The 17,583-nt window shown below is 70.2% G+C and carries 14 protein-coding genes; 11 read left to right on the forward strand and 3 right to left on the reverse strand.

Features of this window, described 5'->3' with window-relative positions; translation table 11 throughout:
- Positions 1–4 precede the first annotated feature (4 nt).
- From grxD to A5481_RS01985, 4 genes are all read left to right on the forward strand, one after another.
- Positions 5–343: a Grx4 family monothiol glutaredoxin gene (gene grxD / locus A5481_RS01970; RefSeq protein WP_048426955.1), complete on the forward strand. Its 339-nt coding sequence runs from the start codon at positions 5–7 to the stop codon at positions 341–343.
- 123 nt (positions 344–466) lie between these two features.
- On the forward strand, positions 467–1,363 hold the full coding sequence (locus tag A5481_RS01975; protein ID WP_048435233.1) for an NAD(P)/FAD-dependent oxidoreductase: 897 nt from the start codon (positions 467–469) through the stop codon (positions 1,361–1,363).
- A gap of 215 nt (positions 1,364–1,578) precedes the next feature.
- Complete coding sequence (locus A5481_RS01980) at positions 1,579–1,761, forward strand: hypothetical protein (RefSeq protein ID WP_048435234.1); 183 nt, start codon at positions 1,579–1,581, stop codon at positions 1,759–1,761.
- A 455-nt stretch (positions 1,762–2,216) separates the two neighbouring features.
- Positions 2,217–2,408, forward strand: coding sequence for a hypothetical protein (locus A5481_RS01985; protein ID WP_048435235.1), 192 nt, complete (start codon positions 2,217–2,219; stop codon positions 2,406–2,408).
- Between the two features lie 13 nt (positions 2,409–2,421).
- Here the strand turns inward: A5481_RS01985 and A5481_RS01990 are convergent, their stop codons facing one another.
- On the reverse strand, positions 2,422–3,327 hold the full coding sequence (locus A5481_RS01990) for a hypothetical protein (RefSeq protein WP_053082445.1): 906 nt from the start codon (positions 3,325–3,327) through the stop codon (positions 2,422–2,424).
- Positions 3,328–3,427: 100 nt separating this feature from the next.
- Positions 3,428–4,381 carry a ring-cleaving dioxygenase gene (locus tag A5481_RS01995; RefSeq protein WP_048435236.1) on the reverse strand — a complete coding sequence of 318 codons (954 nt, stop codon included), beginning with the start codon at positions 4,379–4,381 and terminating at the stop codon, positions 3,428–3,430.
- Positions 4,382–4,510: 129 nt separating this feature from the next.
- Between A5481_RS01995 and A5481_RS02000 the strand changes: the two genes are divergently transcribed.
- From A5481_RS02000 to A5481_RS02030, 7 genes are all read left to right on the forward strand, one after another.
- Entirely contained in the window at positions 4,511–5,470 is a 960-nt protein-coding gene (locus A5481_RS02000; protein ID WP_048435237.1) for a LysR family transcriptional regulator, read from the forward strand.
- 206 nt (positions 5,471–5,676) lie between these two features.
- Positions 5,677–5,946: a DUF6489 family protein gene (locus A5481_RS02005; RefSeq protein ID WP_048435238.1), complete on the forward strand. Its 270-nt coding sequence runs from the start codon at positions 5,677–5,679 to the stop codon at positions 5,944–5,946.
- Between the two features lie 202 nt (positions 5,947–6,148).
- Positions 6,149–8,806, forward strand: a complete 2,658-nt coding sequence (gene aceE, locus A5481_RS02010; protein WP_048435239.1) for a pyruvate dehydrogenase (acetyl-transferring), homodimeric type — start codon at positions 6,149–6,151, stop codon at positions 8,804–8,806.
- 355 nt (positions 8,807–9,161) lie between these two features.
- Positions 9,162–10,472, forward strand: a complete 1,311-nt coding sequence (gene aceF, locus A5481_RS02015; protein ID WP_048435240.1) for a dihydrolipoyllysine-residue acetyltransferase — start codon at positions 9,162–9,164, stop codon at positions 10,470–10,472.
- A gap of 24 nt (positions 10,473–10,496) precedes the next feature.
- On the forward strand, positions 10,497–12,323 hold the full coding sequence (gene lpdA / locus A5481_RS02020) for a dihydrolipoyl dehydrogenase (RefSeq protein WP_048435241.1): 1,827 nt from the start codon (positions 10,497–10,499) through the stop codon (positions 12,321–12,323).
- A 455-nt stretch (positions 12,324–12,778) separates the two neighbouring features.
- Positions 12,779–15,055, forward strand: a complete 2,277-nt coding sequence (locus A5481_RS02025) for an NADP-dependent malic enzyme (protein WP_048435242.1) — start codon at positions 12,779–12,781, stop codon at positions 15,053–15,055.
- Positions 15,056–15,254: 199 nt separating this feature from the next.
- On the forward strand, positions 15,255–16,448 hold the full coding sequence (locus tag A5481_RS02030; RefSeq protein WP_048435243.1) for an MFS transporter: 1,194 nt from the start codon (positions 15,255–15,257) through the stop codon (positions 16,446–16,448).
- Between the two features lie 44 nt (positions 16,449–16,492).
- Here A5481_RS02030 and paaE read toward each other — a convergent pair whose 3' ends face one another.
- Positions 16,493–17,581 (reverse strand): 1,2-phenylacetyl-CoA epoxidase subunit PaaE, encoded by a 1,089-nt coding sequence (gene paaE / locus A5481_RS02035; RefSeq protein WP_048435244.1) that lies wholly within the window; start codon positions 17,579–17,581, stop codon positions 16,493–16,495.
- Between the last annotated feature and the right edge of the window lie 2 nt (positions 17,582–17,583).

The following is a 17,583-nucleotide window of genomic DNA, read 5'->3' on the forward strand; positions in this document are numbered from 1 at the left end:
AGCCATGACCGACGTCAACAGCCGCATCGAGACCGAGATCAAGTCCCAGGACGTGGTGGTGTTCATGAAGGGCACGCCGCAATTCCCGATGTGCGGCTTCTCGGGCCAGGTGGCCCAGATCCTCAACTACCTCGGCGTGCCGTTCAAGGGCGTGAACGTGCTCGAGGACATGGAGATCCGCGAGGGCATCAAGGCCTTCTCGCAGTGGCCGACCATCCCGCAGGTCTACGTCAAGGGCGAGTTCGTCGGCGGCTGCGACATCACCCGCGAGATGTTCCAGTCCGGCGAGCTGCAGCAGATGCTGACCGAGAAGGGCATCGCCACCAACACCGCCGCGGCCTGATCGCGAATCCCGGGACGGACGACGAGGAAGGGCGCGCGAGCGCCCTTTTTTCGTTGTCCGTACGGCGAACCCGGCCTGCCGCCGGTGCGTCTACCCTCAGACGACGGCGTGCGGGACGGCGACATGCGGGACGTGATCATCGTGGGCGGGGGGCCGGCGGGCCTGTCCGCCGCCCTCATCCTCGGGCGCTGCCGGCGCCGGGTGCTGCTGATCGATGCCGGCCACCCGCGCAACGCGGTGACACCGCGCATGCACGGCTTCCTCGGCCGCGACGGGCGCGGGCCCGGCGCCTTGCGCGACGAGGGCCGCCGGGAGCTCGCCGCCTACGACACCGTCGAGGTCTGGGACGGGCGCGTCGTCGACGCGGTGCGGTCGCCGGACGGCTTCCGGGTGGTGATGGAGGACCAGCGCCGGGCGGACGGCCGCCGGATGATCCTCGCCACCGGCCTGCGCACCGACCTGCCGGCGATCGAGGGGTTCTCGGAGTTCTGGGGCCACGGCGTCCATCACTGCCCCTATTGCGACGGCTACGAGAACCGCGACCGGCCGCTCGCCGTCTACGGCCCGGGCGACGCGGGCAAAGGTCTCGCCCTCGAACTGACCGCCTGGAGCCGCGACCTCACGCTCTGCACCGATGGGCCCTGCGACCTCGACCCCGCGGAGCGCGACCGCCTCGCCCGCCACGGCGTCCGGATCGAGGAGCGCAGGGTCGCCCGGCTCGAGGGCGAGGACGGGCGATTCGCGAAGGTCCGCCTGCGCGACGGCGAGGCGCTGGCCTGCGGCGCCCTGTTCTTCACCACCGGGCCCTGCATTCCCTCCCCCCTCGTCGAGCGGCTCGGCTGCGACCTGTCGCGCAAGGGCACGGTGCCGACCGGCGACTACGAGGAGACGAACGTGCCGGGCCTCTACGTGGCGGGGGATGCGTCGCGGCGCGTCCAGCTCGCCATCGTCGCCGCCGCCGAGGGCGCCATGGCGGCCTTCGCCATCAATACCGAGCTCCTGCGCGAGGATACCCGCTGATTCGCCGGGGCGCTCCCGCACCAGCATAGAGCCAGGACAGGATTCCTCCATCCGCCCCCGCGCCGCCGGCGGACCAATCATGCGGCAGCATCAGGCACTTGGCACCCCGGGCGGGGCCCCTCCCGCACCCGGATGAGCGAACAATCGTCCTGTCAAGACTTTATCGCACGGCGAAGGTTTGTTAGCCTTTATTGGACATCACGGGAGGGGCGCCCATGATAGCGTTGGCGCAGGCATGGCGGGCCGGGCTCACCCGGCGCACGCAGCGCACGGCCATGGTCCGCGAGGCCGTAGGGGTCCGGGGCGAGCCGGAGCCGCCCGAGCATCACGAGCTCACCGCGCGGGAGCTGATCCGCATGGCCCAGTCCGCCCGGGCCGCCACCGAGGCCCGCGGCTGACCGGAGCGTCCGCGAGGAGATCTCGGACCCTCGCCTCGCACGCGCGGACGGCGCCTCGCGGCGATCGTCGGACGCGAGCGGCCGGGCCCGTGCAACACATGGCCGTCGCGACCGCGGAACCGTTTCCCGGCGCAACGGGTTGGGAAGCATCCGGCGCGACGAGCGGCCCTGACGACCGGGCGCCCGGCCTCCTGATTCGCTGCAATGCAGGCAGACCCAGCGTGCACCGCACAATGCCCGGCGTGCGTTGGCGCACCGCGATCCTCCGGTTGCAAAGCTAGACGCTTGGGCATCGCTGCGCGAGGCCACCTCCATCTTTGGGTGGTGGGCTCGAAGTTTTCCTTGCGCGGCGATGCGCGGTGCGGAACTGTCTGAGTTCTTCGCCGTTACTGTTCCTCAAGCGTGAGTACTGCGTACCCCCCACCAGCCACGGGCCGCGCGCCCGGGGGACCACCATGCCCGACTTCGAGTCACGGAACCTCGACGACACCGAAGGCCTCGCCTGCCTCGCCGAGCTTCTCCATCCCACCAAGGCCGCGCAGACCGAGGCGAAGGCCCGCGGCCGCCGGCGTGCGGCGGCCGGCTTCCTGCCGGCCAAGGAGCCCGCGCCGGCCGATCCGGAGCCGCAGGCGCTGCAGCACGCCTGATTCGGCGTCGCGCCTACCAGGCCTGCGGGGTGATGAGCCCCTTGCTGGTGACCACGACCCAGCTCCTGCCGCGGCGCTCGATCGCCTCGACCCGACCGGCACCGGGCAGCGTGTCGCCCGGGCCGACCTCGACCAAGCGGCGGTTGCGGTTCTCGATCATCGCCACCCCGTCGTAGACGTCGCGGAGGATCCAGGTCTCGATGGTGGCCGGCTTCGCCTTGTCGGCGGGCTTGTCGGGCAGGCTGCCGGTCAGGGCCGGCTCCGCCGCCGCGACGTGCCTTTGCGCCGTGGGACCGGGCGCGACCGGGCTCGCCACCGCGGCGGGAGCGGCGGCCACCGGCACCGGAACCGTCGGCGCCGCGGCGACCGGCGCCTGACGCTTCTCCAGCTTGTCCGTGAGGGCCGCGAGGCGGACCGCCTGCTCGCGGTCGGCGTGCTCCTGGCGCTCGGCCATGGCGGCGAGGCGGTCGGCCACGGCCACGACCTTGCCGGCGAGGTCGGCTTCCTGGCGGTGCAGCCGCTCCAGCCGCTCGGAGACCTGCCCGAGGCGGGCGCCGGTCTCGACCCGGCCCTTGTCGGCGGCCTCCTGGGCCTGTGCTGCGCGGTCGCGCAGGAGCGAGAGATCGGTGGTGAGGCGGGTCGCCTCGGTGGCCCCGGTCTCGACCCGGCCCGAGAGCCGTGCCCACTCGGCCTGCGGGATGCCGGCCCCGCCGCCCTGGGCGGCGTTCATCAGCGCCACCGTGGCGCCGCCGGCGAGCGCGCCGATGCAGGCCGCACAGAGCAGCCCGGCCGCGGTCGTCGTCTTCAGCTTCGGGTTCAGCCACGAATGCGGCCGGGAAAGCCCGGCCGGGGCCGCGGAACCGCCTGTCGTCGAGGGTGCCGCGGCCGGCGCGGCGGCGACGTCGTTCTGATCCACCATGACCCGAGCTTCCCAGAAATCCAGGAAGGTTTGGGTAACCATGTTTGGTTAACCGGTGGTTATCGGGCGGCCCGGACCGTCAGGCCCGGGCCGCCGCCCCTCACGCCAGCGCCGGCAGCACCCGCTCGATCTCGGCCCGGTGCGGCTCGAGGAAGGCCGGCAGCTTCAGGTCGGCGCCCAGGGCCTCCGCCGGCTCGTCGGCGGAAAAGCCCGGATCGTCGGTGGCGATCTCGAACAGCACGCCGCCGGGCTCGCGGAAGTAGACCGAGCGGAAGTAGTTGCGGTCGCGCTGCTCGGTCACCTGCAGCCCGAGCGCCCCGGCCCGCTCCGCCATCGCGGCTTGCGCCGCATCGTCCGCCGCCCGGAAGGCGACGTGGTGCACCGAGCCGCCGCCGGAGCGGCCGGGCAGGAAGTCGCCGGCCTCCCGGAGCGTGACGGACGCTCCGAGCCCGGCCGTGCCCCGATAGCGGGTGAGCGCGCCCTCGCGCCCGGTCTCCGAGAAGCCGAACACCTCGGTCAGCACCCGGGCGGTGGGAGCGGCGTGGCGCAGCATCAGCGTGACGCCGTGGAAGCCCCGCACCGCGTGCTCGGGCGGCACCTCGGACCCGCTCCAGGCCGGCTCGGCCTCGGCACCCGGCACGCCGACGAGGGCGAGGCGCATCCCGTCGGGGTCGCGGAACGGCAGCACCGTCTCGCCGAAGACCTTGGCCGGCGCCTCGAAGGCGATGCCCGCCGCGACCAGGCGATGCGTCCAGTAGCCGATCGAGCCCTCGGACACCCGGAACGCCGTCTCCTCGGTCTGCCCGACCCCGACCCGGCCCGGGGCGACGTGCTCCCAGGGGAAGAAGGTCAGGATGGTGCCGGGCGCGCCGTCCGCGTCGCCGTAATAGAGGTGGTAGGTGCCGGGATCGTCGAAATTGACGGTCTTCTTCACCAGCCGCAGCCCGAGGACCCGGGTATAGAAGTCGAGGTTCCGGCGCGCCGGGCCCGAGATGGCGGTGACGTGATGCAAGCCCGCCGAGACGATGCCGGCGGAGGTGGCGGTCGTGGTCATGGCCGGTGGCTCCTGGAGGGCGATCCGTCGGGACCGCCGCGATGGAGGCAATCTAGGACTTGCCCCGACGGCCAGAAATAGAAACAATCGAAACCCATCGTTTCTGCAAGAAGCCTCCTGGGAGCCGCCATGGCCCTGCCCGATTTCGAGGCCTGGGCGATCTTCGCCCGGGTGGCGCAGACCGCTTCGTTCTCCCGCGCCGCGACCGAGCTCGGCCTGTCGAAGGCGACGGTCTCGAAGGCGGTGAGCCGGCTCGAACGGCGCCTCGGCGCCGCCCTCCTGCACCGCACCTCGCGCCGTCTCGCCCTCACCGAGGCCGGGCGCCTCGCCCTCGACGGCGCCGCCCGCATCCTGGCGGCCGGCGAGGCCGCGGAGGCCGAGGCCCTGGCGCAGTCGGCCTCGCCGCGGGGCCTCGTGCGCCTCGCCGCCCCGATGTCGTTCGGGCTCGCCCACGTGGCGCCGCTTCTGCCCGACTTCCTCGCGGCGCACCCGGACGTCGCGGTCGACCTGCACCTCAGCGACGCGCAGGTCGACCTCGTCGGCGGCGGCTTCGACCTCGGCCTGCGCATCGCGGCGCTCGCCGATTCGAGCCTGCGCCTGCGCCGCCTCTGCGCCGTCGGCCGCTCGCTGGTGGCAGCCCCCGCCTATCTCGACCGGGCCGGGCGGCCCGGGCATCCGCGCGAGCTCCAGAACCATGCCTGCCTCGGCTACGCCTACCTGCCGAACCCGGAGCGCTGGCACTTCCACGACGCGACCGGCGCGGAGGCGACCGTGACGCCGGCCGGGCGGCTGCGGGCGAACAACGCCGACGCGCTGACCCCGGCGCTCCGCGCCGGCCTCGGCCTCGCGGTGCAGCCCGACTTCCTGGTCTGGGACGACCTGCGCGCCGGGCGGCTCGAGCGGGTGATGCCGGGCTGGTCGCCGCCGCCGGTCGGGCTCAACCTGCTGATGCCGCCGGGTGCCGCCCGGCCCGCCCGGGTCACCGCCCTGGTGGCGTTCCTGGAACGGCGGCTCGCCGCAGCCCCCTGGGCGAGCGACACGCCCCGGGCGAGCGGCGCGACGGCCGGTGACAGAATGGCCGACCCGTAACAATGTGGCTTTACAACGCCGCCGGAATCGTCGAGGGGGCGCATACGACCTTCGTCGTAGGCCGCAAGGCGGAGAAGCGCGCGCGGCCGTCCCCTCGCGTGTTAGACTAGGTCGTTGATATCACCGCAGTTTTTTGCATCCGGGCCGGTTCCCACCGCGACCGAAAGGTGCTCTAAGCTCGGACCGGGACCCGGAGGAAGAGTACGATGAAGTTCCGCGTCGAGGTCGATTGCACCCCGGTCGAGGCCCGCCAGTTCGTTGGACTTCCCAACGTGGAACCGATGCAGGCGGCGGTGATGGCCGAGGTCGAGCGGCGCATGCTGGCCGAGATGGACCGGTTCTCGCCCGACGCGATCATGCGCAGCTGGTTCTCGGTCTTCCCGCAGAATGCCGATCAGATGCAGAATCTTTTCCTCAAGATGTTCCAGCAGGGGTTCGGCGGCTCGACCGCGCCGACGGCCAAGTCCGACTCGTGATGTCGGCCGCGCTTCGCGGTGGTTCCGGTTTCCCGCACTGCACCGATGCAGGCGATGCGAACCGCCGGAACGCCCGCGACCGTCGCATCGGCTAAAGCCTTGCAATCCTTGATGAGCTGCGAAAGCATAGCGGTGGCACGAACGATGCTGACGCCTGCGGCAGCTCGGCCCACCAAACGAGTATGACCTTAGGGAGGACAACGTGGAACGCAGTCGCGATCTCGACCCGGTCGAGACCCAGGAGTGGCTCGACTCGCTCGACGGCGTGCTGGAGGTCGAAGGCCCGGACCGGGCGCACTTCCTCATCGAGCAGGTCATCGAGGGCGCCCGCAAGAAGGGCGCGCCGGTGCCGTACTCGGCCAATACGGCGTACCTGAACACGATCCCGGTCGACAAGCAGCCCCCCCATCCGGGCGACCGGGTGATCGAGCACCGCATCCGCTCGGCGATCCGCTGGAACGCCATCGCGATCATCCTGCGCAACAACAAGGATTCGTCGGAGCTCGGCGGCCACATCGCCAGCTTCCAGTCCGCCGCGACCCTCTACGACACCGGCTTCATGCATTTCTGGCACGGCGCCGAGGGGGAGCGCGGCGGCGACCTGATCTACGTCCAGGGCCATTCCTCGCCGGGCATCTACGCCCGCGCCTACCTGGAAGGGCGCCTGACCGAGGAGCAGATGCTGAGCTTCCGCCAGGAAGTCGGCGGCAAGGGCCTCTCCTCCTATCCCCATCCCTGGCTGATGCCGGATTTCTGGCAGTTCCCGACCGTCTCGATGGGCCTCGGCCCCCTGATGGCGATCTACCAGGCGCGGTATCTCCGCTACCTGCACCATCGCGGGCTCGCGCAGACCGACGGCCGTAAGGTTTGGGCCTTCATGGGCGACGGCGAGATGGACGAGCCGGAATCGCTCGGCGCGATCTCGCTCGCGGCGCGCGAGAAGCTCGACAACCTGGTCTTCGTCATCAACTGCAACCTGCAGCGCCTCGACGGCCCGGTGCGCGGCAACGGCAAGATCGTCCAGGAGCTCGAGGCCAACTTCCGCGGCGCCGGCTGGAACGTCATCAAGGTGCTGTGGGGCTCGGGCTGGGACCAGCTCCTCGCCCGCGACACCTCCGGCATGCTGGCGCGCCTGATGGAGGAGTGCGTCGACGGCGAGTACCAGGACTTCAAGTCGAAGAACGGCGCCTACATCCGCGAGCACTTCTTCGGCAAGTACCCGGAGACCGCTGCCCTGGTGAAGGACTGGAGCGACGAGGACATCTGGCGCCTCACCCGCGGCGGCCACGATCCGAGCAAGGTGTTCGCGGCCTACTCGGCGGCGGTGAAGCACAAGGGCCAGCCGACCCTCATCCTCGCCAAGACCGTCAAGGGCTACGGCATGGGCGAGGCCGGTGAGGCGCAGAACATCACCCATCAGCAGAAGAAGATGGGCGAGGCGGTGCTCAAGCAGTTCCGCGACCGCTTCCAGATCGACCTCAACGACGACCAGATCGCCGAGATCCCGTTCATCCGCTTCCCCGAGGGGTCGCCGGAGCACGAGTATCTCATGGCCCGCCGCAAGGCCCTCGGCGGCCCGCTGCCGGCGCGGCGCGCGAAGTCTCAGGCGCTTCAGATCCCGCCGCTGGACGCCTTCTCGGCCCAGCTGAAGGAGACCGCGGGCCGCGAGATCTCCACCACCATGGCCTTCGTGCGGGTGCTCAACACCCTGCTTCGCGACAAGAACATCGGCAACCGCATCGTGCCGATCGTGCCCGACGAGAGCCGGACCTTCGGCATGGAGGGCATGTTCCGGCAGTTCGGCATCTTCAGCCAGGTCGGCCAGCTCTACCGGCCCGAAGACGCCAACCAGCTGATGTACTACCGCGAGGACGAGAAGGGCCAGATGCTCCAGGAGGGCATCAACGAGGCCGGCGCGATGTCGTCCTGGATCGCGGCCGCGACCTCGTACTCGCATTCCGACGCGCCGACGATCCCGTTCTACATCTACTACTCGATGTTCGGGTTCCAGCGCATCGGCGACCTCGCCTGGGCCGCCGGCGACATGCGCGCCCGCGGCTTCATGATCGGCGGCACCGCCGGCCGCACGACGCTGAACGGCGAGGGCCTCCAGCACGAGGACGGGCACAGCCACCTGATCTCGGCCACCATCCCGAACTGCGTCTCCTACGACCCGACCTTCTCCTACGAGGTGGCGGTGATCGTGCAGGACGGCCTGCGCCGGATGTATGCCGAGCAGGAGGACGTGTTCTACTACATCACGGTGATGAACGAGAACTACGAGCATCCCGGCATGCCCGAAGGGGCCGAGGCCGGGATCCTCAAGGGGATGTACCTGTTCCGCGAGGGCAAGGCCGGCGCCGCGAACCGCGTCCAGCTGATGGGCTCGGGCACGATCCTGCGCGAGGTCATCGCCGGGGCCGAGCTCCTGGAGCAGGATTTCGGCGTTGCGGCCGACATCTGGTCCTGCCCGAGCTTCACGGAGTTGCGCCGCGAGGCGATGGCGGTGGAGCGCTGGAACATGCTCCACCCGACCGAGACGCAGAAGACGTCCTACGTCGAGACCTGCCTGTCGGGCCGCCAGGGCCCGGTGATCGCGGCGACCGACTACATGCGTCTCTTCGCCGACCAGATCCGCCCCTACGTGCCGGGCCGCTACAAGGTGCTCGGCACCGACGGCTTCGGCCGCTCGGATTACCGGGTGCGCCTGCGCGAGTTCTTCGAGGTCAACCGCTACTGGGTCGTCGTCGCGGCGCTCAAGAGCCTGGCCGAGGAGGGCGCCGTGCCGGCCGCCAAGGTCGCCGAGGCGATCGCCAAGTACGGGCTGAACCCGGAGAAGCCGGCCCCCTGGACGGTCTGATCGGCTGAGACGCGCGAGGCCGCCTCTCCCGGATGCCCCAGGGGTGGTGTCCGGGACAGGATAAGGCGCGGGGCTCCCCTCTCCCGAGTGGGAGAGGGGCCGGGGGTGAGGGTGCTACGGTCCTGAATCGGGCTCGTGACGTCGTGCTGACAGCGGAGCGGAACGGTTCAGTGTTCTGCGGAACCGTAGCACCCTCACCCCTACCCCTCTCCCACTCGGGAGAGGGGATCCCGCGTTTCGTTCTCAAAGGGATTCGCCCTGACGACCCTGCGGATGTCAGGGAATGGGGCGCCTCGCGCGCCAAGAGTTCCATCTGCATAAAATATCTTGAGCGAATAAACTGGGAGAGTGCGCAGTGTCGATCGAGGTCAAGATCCCGGATATCGGTGATTTTAAGGACATCCCGATCATCGAGATCCTGGTGAAGGAGGGTGACACCATCGGGGCCGAGGACCCGATCGTGTCGCTTGAATCCGACAAGGCGACGATGGAGGTGCCCTCCCCGTCGGCCGGCGTGATCGAGAAGATCCTGGTCAAGGTCGGCGACACGGTGAGCGAGGGCAGCGCGGTCCTGCTGCTGAAGGGCGAGGGCGAGGCGAAGGCCCCGGCCGCCGCCGCGGCGGCCACGCCTGCCGCCGGCGCCGCCCCGTCCGCCGATACCGCCGCGCTGATGCCGCAGCAGGAGCCGGACCCGGCGAAGCCCGCCGCTCCCCCGGCCCCGGCCGCTCCGGCCTCGTCGGCGCCGGACTTCTCGAACGTCCATGCCAGCCCCGCCGTGCGGCGGCTCGCCCGCGAACTCGGCGTCGACCTCAACGGCATCAAGGGTTCCGGCGAGAAGGGCCGGATCACCAAGGAGGACGTGAAGGGCACGCTGGTGCGCTCCGCCGCGCCCGCGCCGGCCGCAGGCACTGCGGTCGCCACCGGCAGCATGGGCATCCCGGAGATTCCGGCGGTCGACTTCTCGAAGTTCGGCCCGACCGAGGTCAAGCCGCTGCCGCGGATCAAGAAGATCTCCGGCCCGCACCTGCACCGCGCCTGGCTCAACGTGCCGCTCGTCACCCATTCGGACGAGTCGGACATCACCGAGACCGACGCCTACCGCAAGGAGCTCGATACCGCCGGCAAGGACAAGGGCTACCGCGTCACCCTGCTGTCGTTCCTGATCAAGGCCGCGGTCTCGGCGCTGCGCCAGCACCCGGAGTTCAATTCGTCGCTGAACCCCGAGAAGGACGCGCTGATCCTCAAGAAGTACTACAACATCGGCGTCGCCGTCGACACGCCGGACGGCCTCGTCGTCCCGGTGGTCAAGGACGCCGACCGCAAGGGCATCGTCGAGATCAGCCAGGAACTCGGCTCGCTGTCGAAGAAGGCCCGCGACGGCAAGCTCGGCAGCGGCGACATGCAGGGCGCCACCTTCACGATCTCGTCGCTCGGCGGCATCGGCGGCACCGGCTTCACGCCGCTCGTCAACGCTCCCGAGGTCGCGATCCTGGGCGTGGTGCGCTCCAAGATGGCGCCGGTCTGGAACGGCTCCGAGTTCAAGCCGCGGCTGATGCTGCCGCTCTCGGTCTCCTACGACCACCGCGTGATCGACGGCGCGCTGGCCGCGCGCTTCACCCGCCACCTCGCCCACGTCCTCGAGGACGTCCGGCGCCTCGTCGTCTGACGAATCACGCAGCGAGGTGATCCGATGAGCAACGAAGTCCGTCTGCCGGATATCGGCGACTTCAAGAACGTCCCGGTGATCGAGGTGCTGGTCAAGGCCGGCGACACGATCGCGGTCGACGACACCATCGTCGTCCTGGAATCCGACAAGGCGACCATGGACGTCCCCTCCTCCGTGGCCGGCACGGTCGCGGAGGTGAAGATCAAGCCCGGCGACACGGTCACGCAGGGCGATCTGCTCCTGGTGCTGGAGGGCGCGGCCGCTGCGGCCCCGGCGAAGCCTGCGGTCGCCGAGAAGGCGGCCTCGGCAGCGGCCGGCGGCTCGCCGCTGGCGGCGGGTGCGGGCCAGGCGGGCTACGGCTCGCCCGCCACCGCCGGCGGGCAGGGAGCCTCCGCCGCTCCCGCCCCGAAGGGCGCGGCCCCGGTCTCCGGCGAGGAGATGCGGGCCGAGGTACTGGTGCTCGGCGCCGGCCCCGGCGGCTACACGGCGGCGTTCCGCGCCGCCGATCTCGGCAAGAAGGTCGTGCTGGTCGAGCGCTGGCCGAGCCTCGGCGGGGTCTGTCTCAACGTCGGCTGCATCCCCTCGAAGGCGCTGCTCCACGCGGCCAAGGTGATCGACGAGAGCCAGGCGATGGCCTCGCACGGCATCAGCTTCGCCGCGCCGCAGATCGACATCGACCAGCTCCGCAGCTGGAAGGAGGGCGTGGTCAAGCGCCTGACCGGCGGCCTCGGGGGTCTCGCCAAGCAGCGCAAGGTGACGGTGGTGACCGGCACCGCCCGCTTCGTCAGCCCGCACCAGATCGAGGTCGAGCACGAGGGTACCAAGAAGATCATCGGCTTCGACAACGCGGTCATCGCGGCCGGCTCCGAGCCGATCAAGATGCCGTTCATCCCGCATGACGACCCGCGGGTGATCGACTCGACCGGGGCGCTCGAACTCGACGGGGTGCCGAAGCGCCTGCTGGTCATCGGCGGCGGCATCATCGGCCTCGAGATGGCGACGGTCTACCACGCGCTCGGGTCCAAGGTGACCATCGTCGAGCTGATGGACCAGATCATCCCGGGCGCCGACAAGGACATCGTCACGCCGCTGTTCAAGCGGATCTCGAAGCAGTACGAGGCGATCCACCTCAAGGCCAAGGTCACGGCCGTCGAGGCGACCCCGGAAGGCCTCAAGGTGACGTTCGAGGGCGGCTCGGCGCCGGCGACCGACACCTTCGACAAGATCCTGGTCTCGGTCGGCCGCCGTCCCAACGGCAAGCTGATCGGCGCGGAAGCCGCCGGCGTCGCGGTGGACGAGCGGGGCTTCATCCCGGTCGACAAGCAGATGCGCACGACCGCAGGCCACATCTTCGCCATCGGCGACGTGGTCGGCCAGCCGATGCTCGCCCACAAGGCGGTGCACGAGGGCAAGGTCGCGGCGGAAGCCGCCGCGGGCAAGAACTCGTTCTTCGACGCCAAGGTGATCCCGTCGGTGGCCTATACCGATCCGGAGGTGGCCTGGGTCGGCCTGTCCGAGACCGAGGCCAAGGCCAAGGGCATCAAGGTCGGCAAGGGCGTGTTCCCGTGGGCGGCGAGCGGACGCTCGCTGTCGCTCGGGCGCGACGAGGGCCTGACCAAGGTGCTGTTCGACGAGGAATCGAACCGTATCGTCGGCTGCGGCATCGTCGGCCCGTCCGCCGGCGACCTGATCGCCGAGGCCGCGCTCGCCATCGAGATGGGGGCGGATGCCGAGGATATCGGGATGACCATCCACCCGCACCCGACCCTGTCGGAGACGGTCGGCATGGCGGCCGAGGCCTTCGAGGGCACGATCACCGACCTCTACATGCCGAAGAAGAAGGCGCATTGAGGTCAATCTTCAGGGTGGGACGGCGACCTCGCTGCCGCCCCACCCGATCTTGGACAAGTAGAGCGCGGGATCCCCTCTCCCGTGTGGGAGAGGGGTAGGGGTGAGGGTGGAGACGGCACAGCAAGAAGTCTGAACCGTATCGCTGCCAGCACAACGGTTTAAGCTTTAGTCAGGACCGTAGCACCCTCACCCCCGGCCCCTCTCCCACACGGGAGAGGGGAGATCCCGCGCTAAATCTTCAAACGACTTTCGAGGCCAAGTCATTCGAGCGACCGTGCGGGGATCTCACGTCCCGGCCACGGCTTCTCGCGGCCGAAACAGACCCTGATCCACCGCAGCCCGGCGGGATCACGACCCTAACCTTGAGCGTTGCCATCCCGATCGGTGCCCACGAATGGCGCCGGCCGGGAGACGGCTCCGCGCGCCGCCAGCCCACCCCCATCAGGAGGAACCCCATGGACGAGCAACTCGAGAAGGCCGCCCTCGACTATCACCGCTTCCCGACCCCGGGGAAGATCGCGGTGCTGCCGACCAAGGACATGAGCACGCAGCGCGACCTCGCGCTCGCCTACTCGCCGGGCGTCGCCGCGGCCTGCCTCGCCATCGAGAAGGACCCGGCCCAGGCCGCGGAACTCACCTCCCGCGGCAACCTCGTGGCGGTGATCTCGAACGGCACCGCGGTGCTGGGGCTGGGCAATATCGGCGCCCTCGCCGGCAAGCCGGTGATGGAGGGCAAGGGCTGCCTGTTCCGCAAGTTCGCCGGCATCGACGTCTTCGACATCGAGATCGACGAGACCGACCCGGACAAGCTCGTCGACATCATCGCGAGCCTGGAGCCGACCTTCGGGGGCATCAACCTCGAGGACATCAAGGCGCCGGAATGCTTCGAGATCGAGACCCGCCTGCGTGAGCGGATGAAGATCCCGGTCTTCCACGACGACCAGCACGGCACCGCGATCATCGCCGCCGCGGCGATCCTCAACGGCCTCGAAGTGGTCGGCAAGCGCATCGAGGACGTGCGCGTCGTCTGCTCGGGTGCCGGGGCCGCCGCCATCGCGTGCCTCAACCTGCTCGTCAGCCTCGGCCTCGACAAGGCGAAGGTGCTCGTCACCGACAGCCGCGGCGTGATCTACCAGGGCCGCAACAACCTCGACGCCCAGAAGGCGCAATACGCGCAAGCGACCGAGGCCCGGACCCTCGCCGACGCGGTGCCGGGCGCCGACATCTTCCTCGGCCTCTCGGCGGCCGGCGCGCTGACGCCCGAGATGGTCAAGGGCATGGCCGACAAGCCCCTGATCCTGGCCCTCGCCAACCCCGAGCCGGAGATCCGGCCGGAGGCCGCCAAGGCCGTGCGCCCCGACGCGATCATCGCCACCGGCCGGTCGGATTATCCGAACCAGGTCAACAACGTCCTGTGCTTCCCGTTCATCTTCCGCGGCGCGCTCGATGTCGGTGCGACCACGATCAACGAGGAGATGAAGCTCGCGGCGGTGAAGGCCATCGCCGAACTCGCCCGCGCCGAGCAGTCGGACGTGGTGACGGCGGCCTACGGCACGCAGGACATCGCCTTCGGCCCCGATTACCTGATCCCGCGCCCGTTCGACCCGCGGCTGATCACCAAGGTGGCGCCGGCCGTGGCGCTCGCCGCCACCGAGAGCGGCGTCGCGACGAAGCCGATGCTCGACGTCGAGGCCTACCGCCGTTCGCTGGAGCGCCTCGTCTACACCTCCGGCACGGTGATGCAGCCGGTCTTCGCCGCGGCGACCGAGGCCGCCCGCGCCCGCGTGGCCTATGCCGAGGGCGAGGACGACCGGGTGCTGCGCGCGGCCCAAGTGGTGGTCGACGAGGGCCTCGCCCGTCCGGTGCTGGTCGGCCGGCGCGAGGTCATCGCCGACAAGATGCGGGCCTTGGGCCTGCGCATCGAGGTCGGCCGCGACGTCGACGTGCAGGACCTCGACGACGAGGTCTTCCAGGCCGAGGCGGCGCAGGGCTATTACGGGAAGCGCAAGCGCCACGGCCTGTCGCGCGAGGTCGCGCTGGCGGAGGCGCGCCGCAACCCGACGCTGGTGGGCGCGATGCTGCTCGGGCTCGGCAAGGTCGACGGCCTGCTCTGCGGCGGCACCGGCTCCTATCACAGCCACCTGCGCCACGTGCGCGAGGTGATCGGCATGGCGCCCGGCGTGAAGGCGCTCACCGCCATGAGCCTGCTGCAGCTGCCGCGGCACACGCTGTTCATCTGCGACCCCTACATCCACCTCGATCCGGGCGCGGAGGAACTGGCCGACATGACGCTGCTCGCCGCGGCCGAGATGCGGCGCTTCGGCCAGACCCCGCGGGTGGCCCTCGTCTCGCATTCGAGCTTCGGCACCGCCCGCAACCCGTCGGCCGAGAAGATGCGCCGCGCGGTCTCGCTCATAACCGGGCGGGCGCCGGACCTCGAGGTCGAGGGCGAGATGCAGGCCGACGCGGCGCTGAGCCGGCCGCTGATGGAGCGGGTGTTTCCGGATTCGCGCCTCACCGGGGAGGCGAACCTCCTGGTGATGCCGAACCTGGACGCGGCCAACATCACCCTCAACGCGCTCAAGGTGGTGGCCGGCCAGGGCATCAGCGTCGGGCCGATCCTGCTGGGTGCTGCCGCCCCGGTCCACATCCTCACCCACACCACCACCGTGCGCGGCATCGTCAACATGACGGCCCTGACGGCGGTGGCGGCGGCCTCGCGGGCGGGCTGACCCGGACACCGGCCGCCGGGCGATGCGGCGGCCGGTCGGTGGTCTGCGCAAGGCGTCACCGTCGCGTGCAGGCGCGTGAAGTGCCCGGGGCGAACCCGATTGCTGCGGGTCGCCGCCGGACAGCCGCCTGTCGCGCGCCGTTGTCAGCGTTGCAGCTTTGTCGATTGACGCGCCGGTCGACGCATCAATAGGCTGCCCCATGCCTGCTGCAGCACTCGTCCAATCCGCCGCCCGTCCCGCCATGCCGGTGTTGGCGGCGCTGAGCGTCGCACACCTCCTGAACGACACGCTGCAGTCGATGATCCCGGCGATCTATCCGCTGGTGAAAGAGACCTATGGCCTCGACTTCGCGCAGATCGGCCTCATTACGCTCGCCTTCCAGGTCACGTCCTCTCTCCTGCAGCCGCTGCTCGGGTATGTGACAGATCGGAGGCCGTGGCCGCACGCGATGGTTGCCGGGATGGGAGCGACGCTGGCCGGGATCCTCGGCCTCTCGTTCGCGTCGAGCTACGCGATGGTGCTGGCTTCGGCGGCTCTCGTCGGGACGGGCTCCGCGGTGTTTCATCCGGAAGCCACCCGGATGGCCCGGCACGCCGCCGCAGGCCAGCAAGGTCTCGCGCAGGGCGTGTTCCAGATCGGCGGCCATGTCGGCTACTCGATCGGCCCGCTGCTGGCCGCCGCGATCGTCGTTCCGCACGGACAGGCGAGTCTGTCCTGGTTCTCGGGAATCGCGATCCTCGCGATGATGCTGATGTCCTGGACCGTGTCGCTCTCCATGAATTCGCGCCGGCAGCAGGAAGCATTGGGCGCGAAGGTGACGGAGGCGAGAGCGCCGGTGATGCCGGCGGGCCGCGTCGCGTTCTCGATGACGATCCTGATCCTGCTCCTGATGTCGAAGAACGCCTATCAGGCCAGCTTCACCTCCTATTACACGTTCTACCTGATCGAACGCTTCGGGGTGAGCGTGCAGGCCTCGCAACTCATGCTGTTCGGCTTCCTGGTCGTCGGAGCGGCCGGCGTCATCCTGGGCGGCATGCTGGGCGACCGGATCGGCCGCGACCGCGTCATCTGGATCTCCATCCTCGGTCCGCTGCCTCTGGCCCTTCTGCTGCCGCATGCGGACCTGTTCTGGACCGGAGTGCTCAGCGTACTCGCGAGCTTCATCATGGCGAGCGCCTTCTCGTCGATCTTGATCTACGCGATCGATCTCGTGCCGCACCGGGTCGGCCTGGTCGGCGGCCTGTTCTACGGACTGTCGTTCGGGCTCGGCGGCCTCGCGGCGGGCGGGCTCGGACTTCTGGCCGACCGGCTCGGCATCGTCGAGGTGTTCCGCCTCTGCGCCTACCTGCCGGCGCTCGGCCTCCTGGCTTTCCTGCTGCCGAAGCGGGTGTGATACCGCGGCACCGTCGAACGAGTCCGTTCGACGGTGCCGCGGTATCACACCTGATCGAAATCCACCGTGACTCGGCCCGAGGTCGGCCGGGCCTGGCAGGTGAGGACGAAGCCGGCCTCCACCTCCCACGGCTCCAGGGAGTAGTTGACCTCCATCGCCACGCTGCCGTCCACCACCTTGGCGCGGCAGGTGCAGCACATGCCGCCCCGGCAGGAATAGGGCAGGTCGAGCCCGGCGCGGATCGCGGCGTCGAGGACCGCCTCTCCCTCGGCCACCGGGACCTCGGTGGCGATGCCGTCGGTGATCACCGTGGCGAGGGCGGCCGGCGCGGCGGAGGTCGAGACCGGGCGGGCGGCGCGGGTCCGGCCCGGCTCGGCAGGGGTGAACCGCTCGACCGTGAAGCGCTCGACATGGACGCGCTCGCGCGGCAGGCCGAGCCCCAGGAGGGCGCCCTCCACGGCGTCGATCATCTCGCCCGGGCCGCAGACGAAGGCGTGGTCGACGAGCGCCGCCGGCACGATATTGCGCAGGAACAGGGCCGCCTTCTCGCCGTCGAGGCGGCCGTTGAGGACCGAGAGGTCCTGCGTCTCGCGCGACAGGACGTGGAAGACCGAGAGCCGGTCGAGGAAGCGGTCCTTCAGGCTCTCCAGCGCCTCGCGGAACAGGATCGAGCCGGTGGCGCGGTTGCCGTAGAACAGGAAGAACCGGCTCCTGGGCTCGGCGGCGAGCACGGTGCGGATGATCGACAGGATCGGGGTGATGCCCGACCCCGCGGCGAAGCCCACGAAGGTGCGGGCCTCGTCCGGCCGGATCTCGACGCCGAACCGGCCCATCGGCGGCATCACCTCGATCTCGTCGCCGGGCGCGATCGTCTCGTTGGCAAAGCCCGAGAACAGCCCGCCCTCGACGCGCTTGATCGCGACGCGCAACTCCGTCTCGCCGACGCCGGAGCAGATCGAGTAGGAGCGCCGCACCTCCTCGCCCTCGACGGTGGCCTTCAGGGTCAGGTACTGGCCGCAGGCAAAGCCGAAGGCCTCGCGCGCCTCCTCGGGCACCGCGAAGGCGATCGAGACGGCGTCCGGCGTCTCGCGGCGGATGTCGGCGACGCGCAGGCGATGGAAGCGGGGGGTCATCG

The organism is Methylobacterium platani (assembly GCF_001653715.1).
GTDB lineage: Bacteria > Pseudomonadota > Alphaproteobacteria > Rhizobiales > Beijerinckiaceae > Methylobacterium > Methylobacterium platani.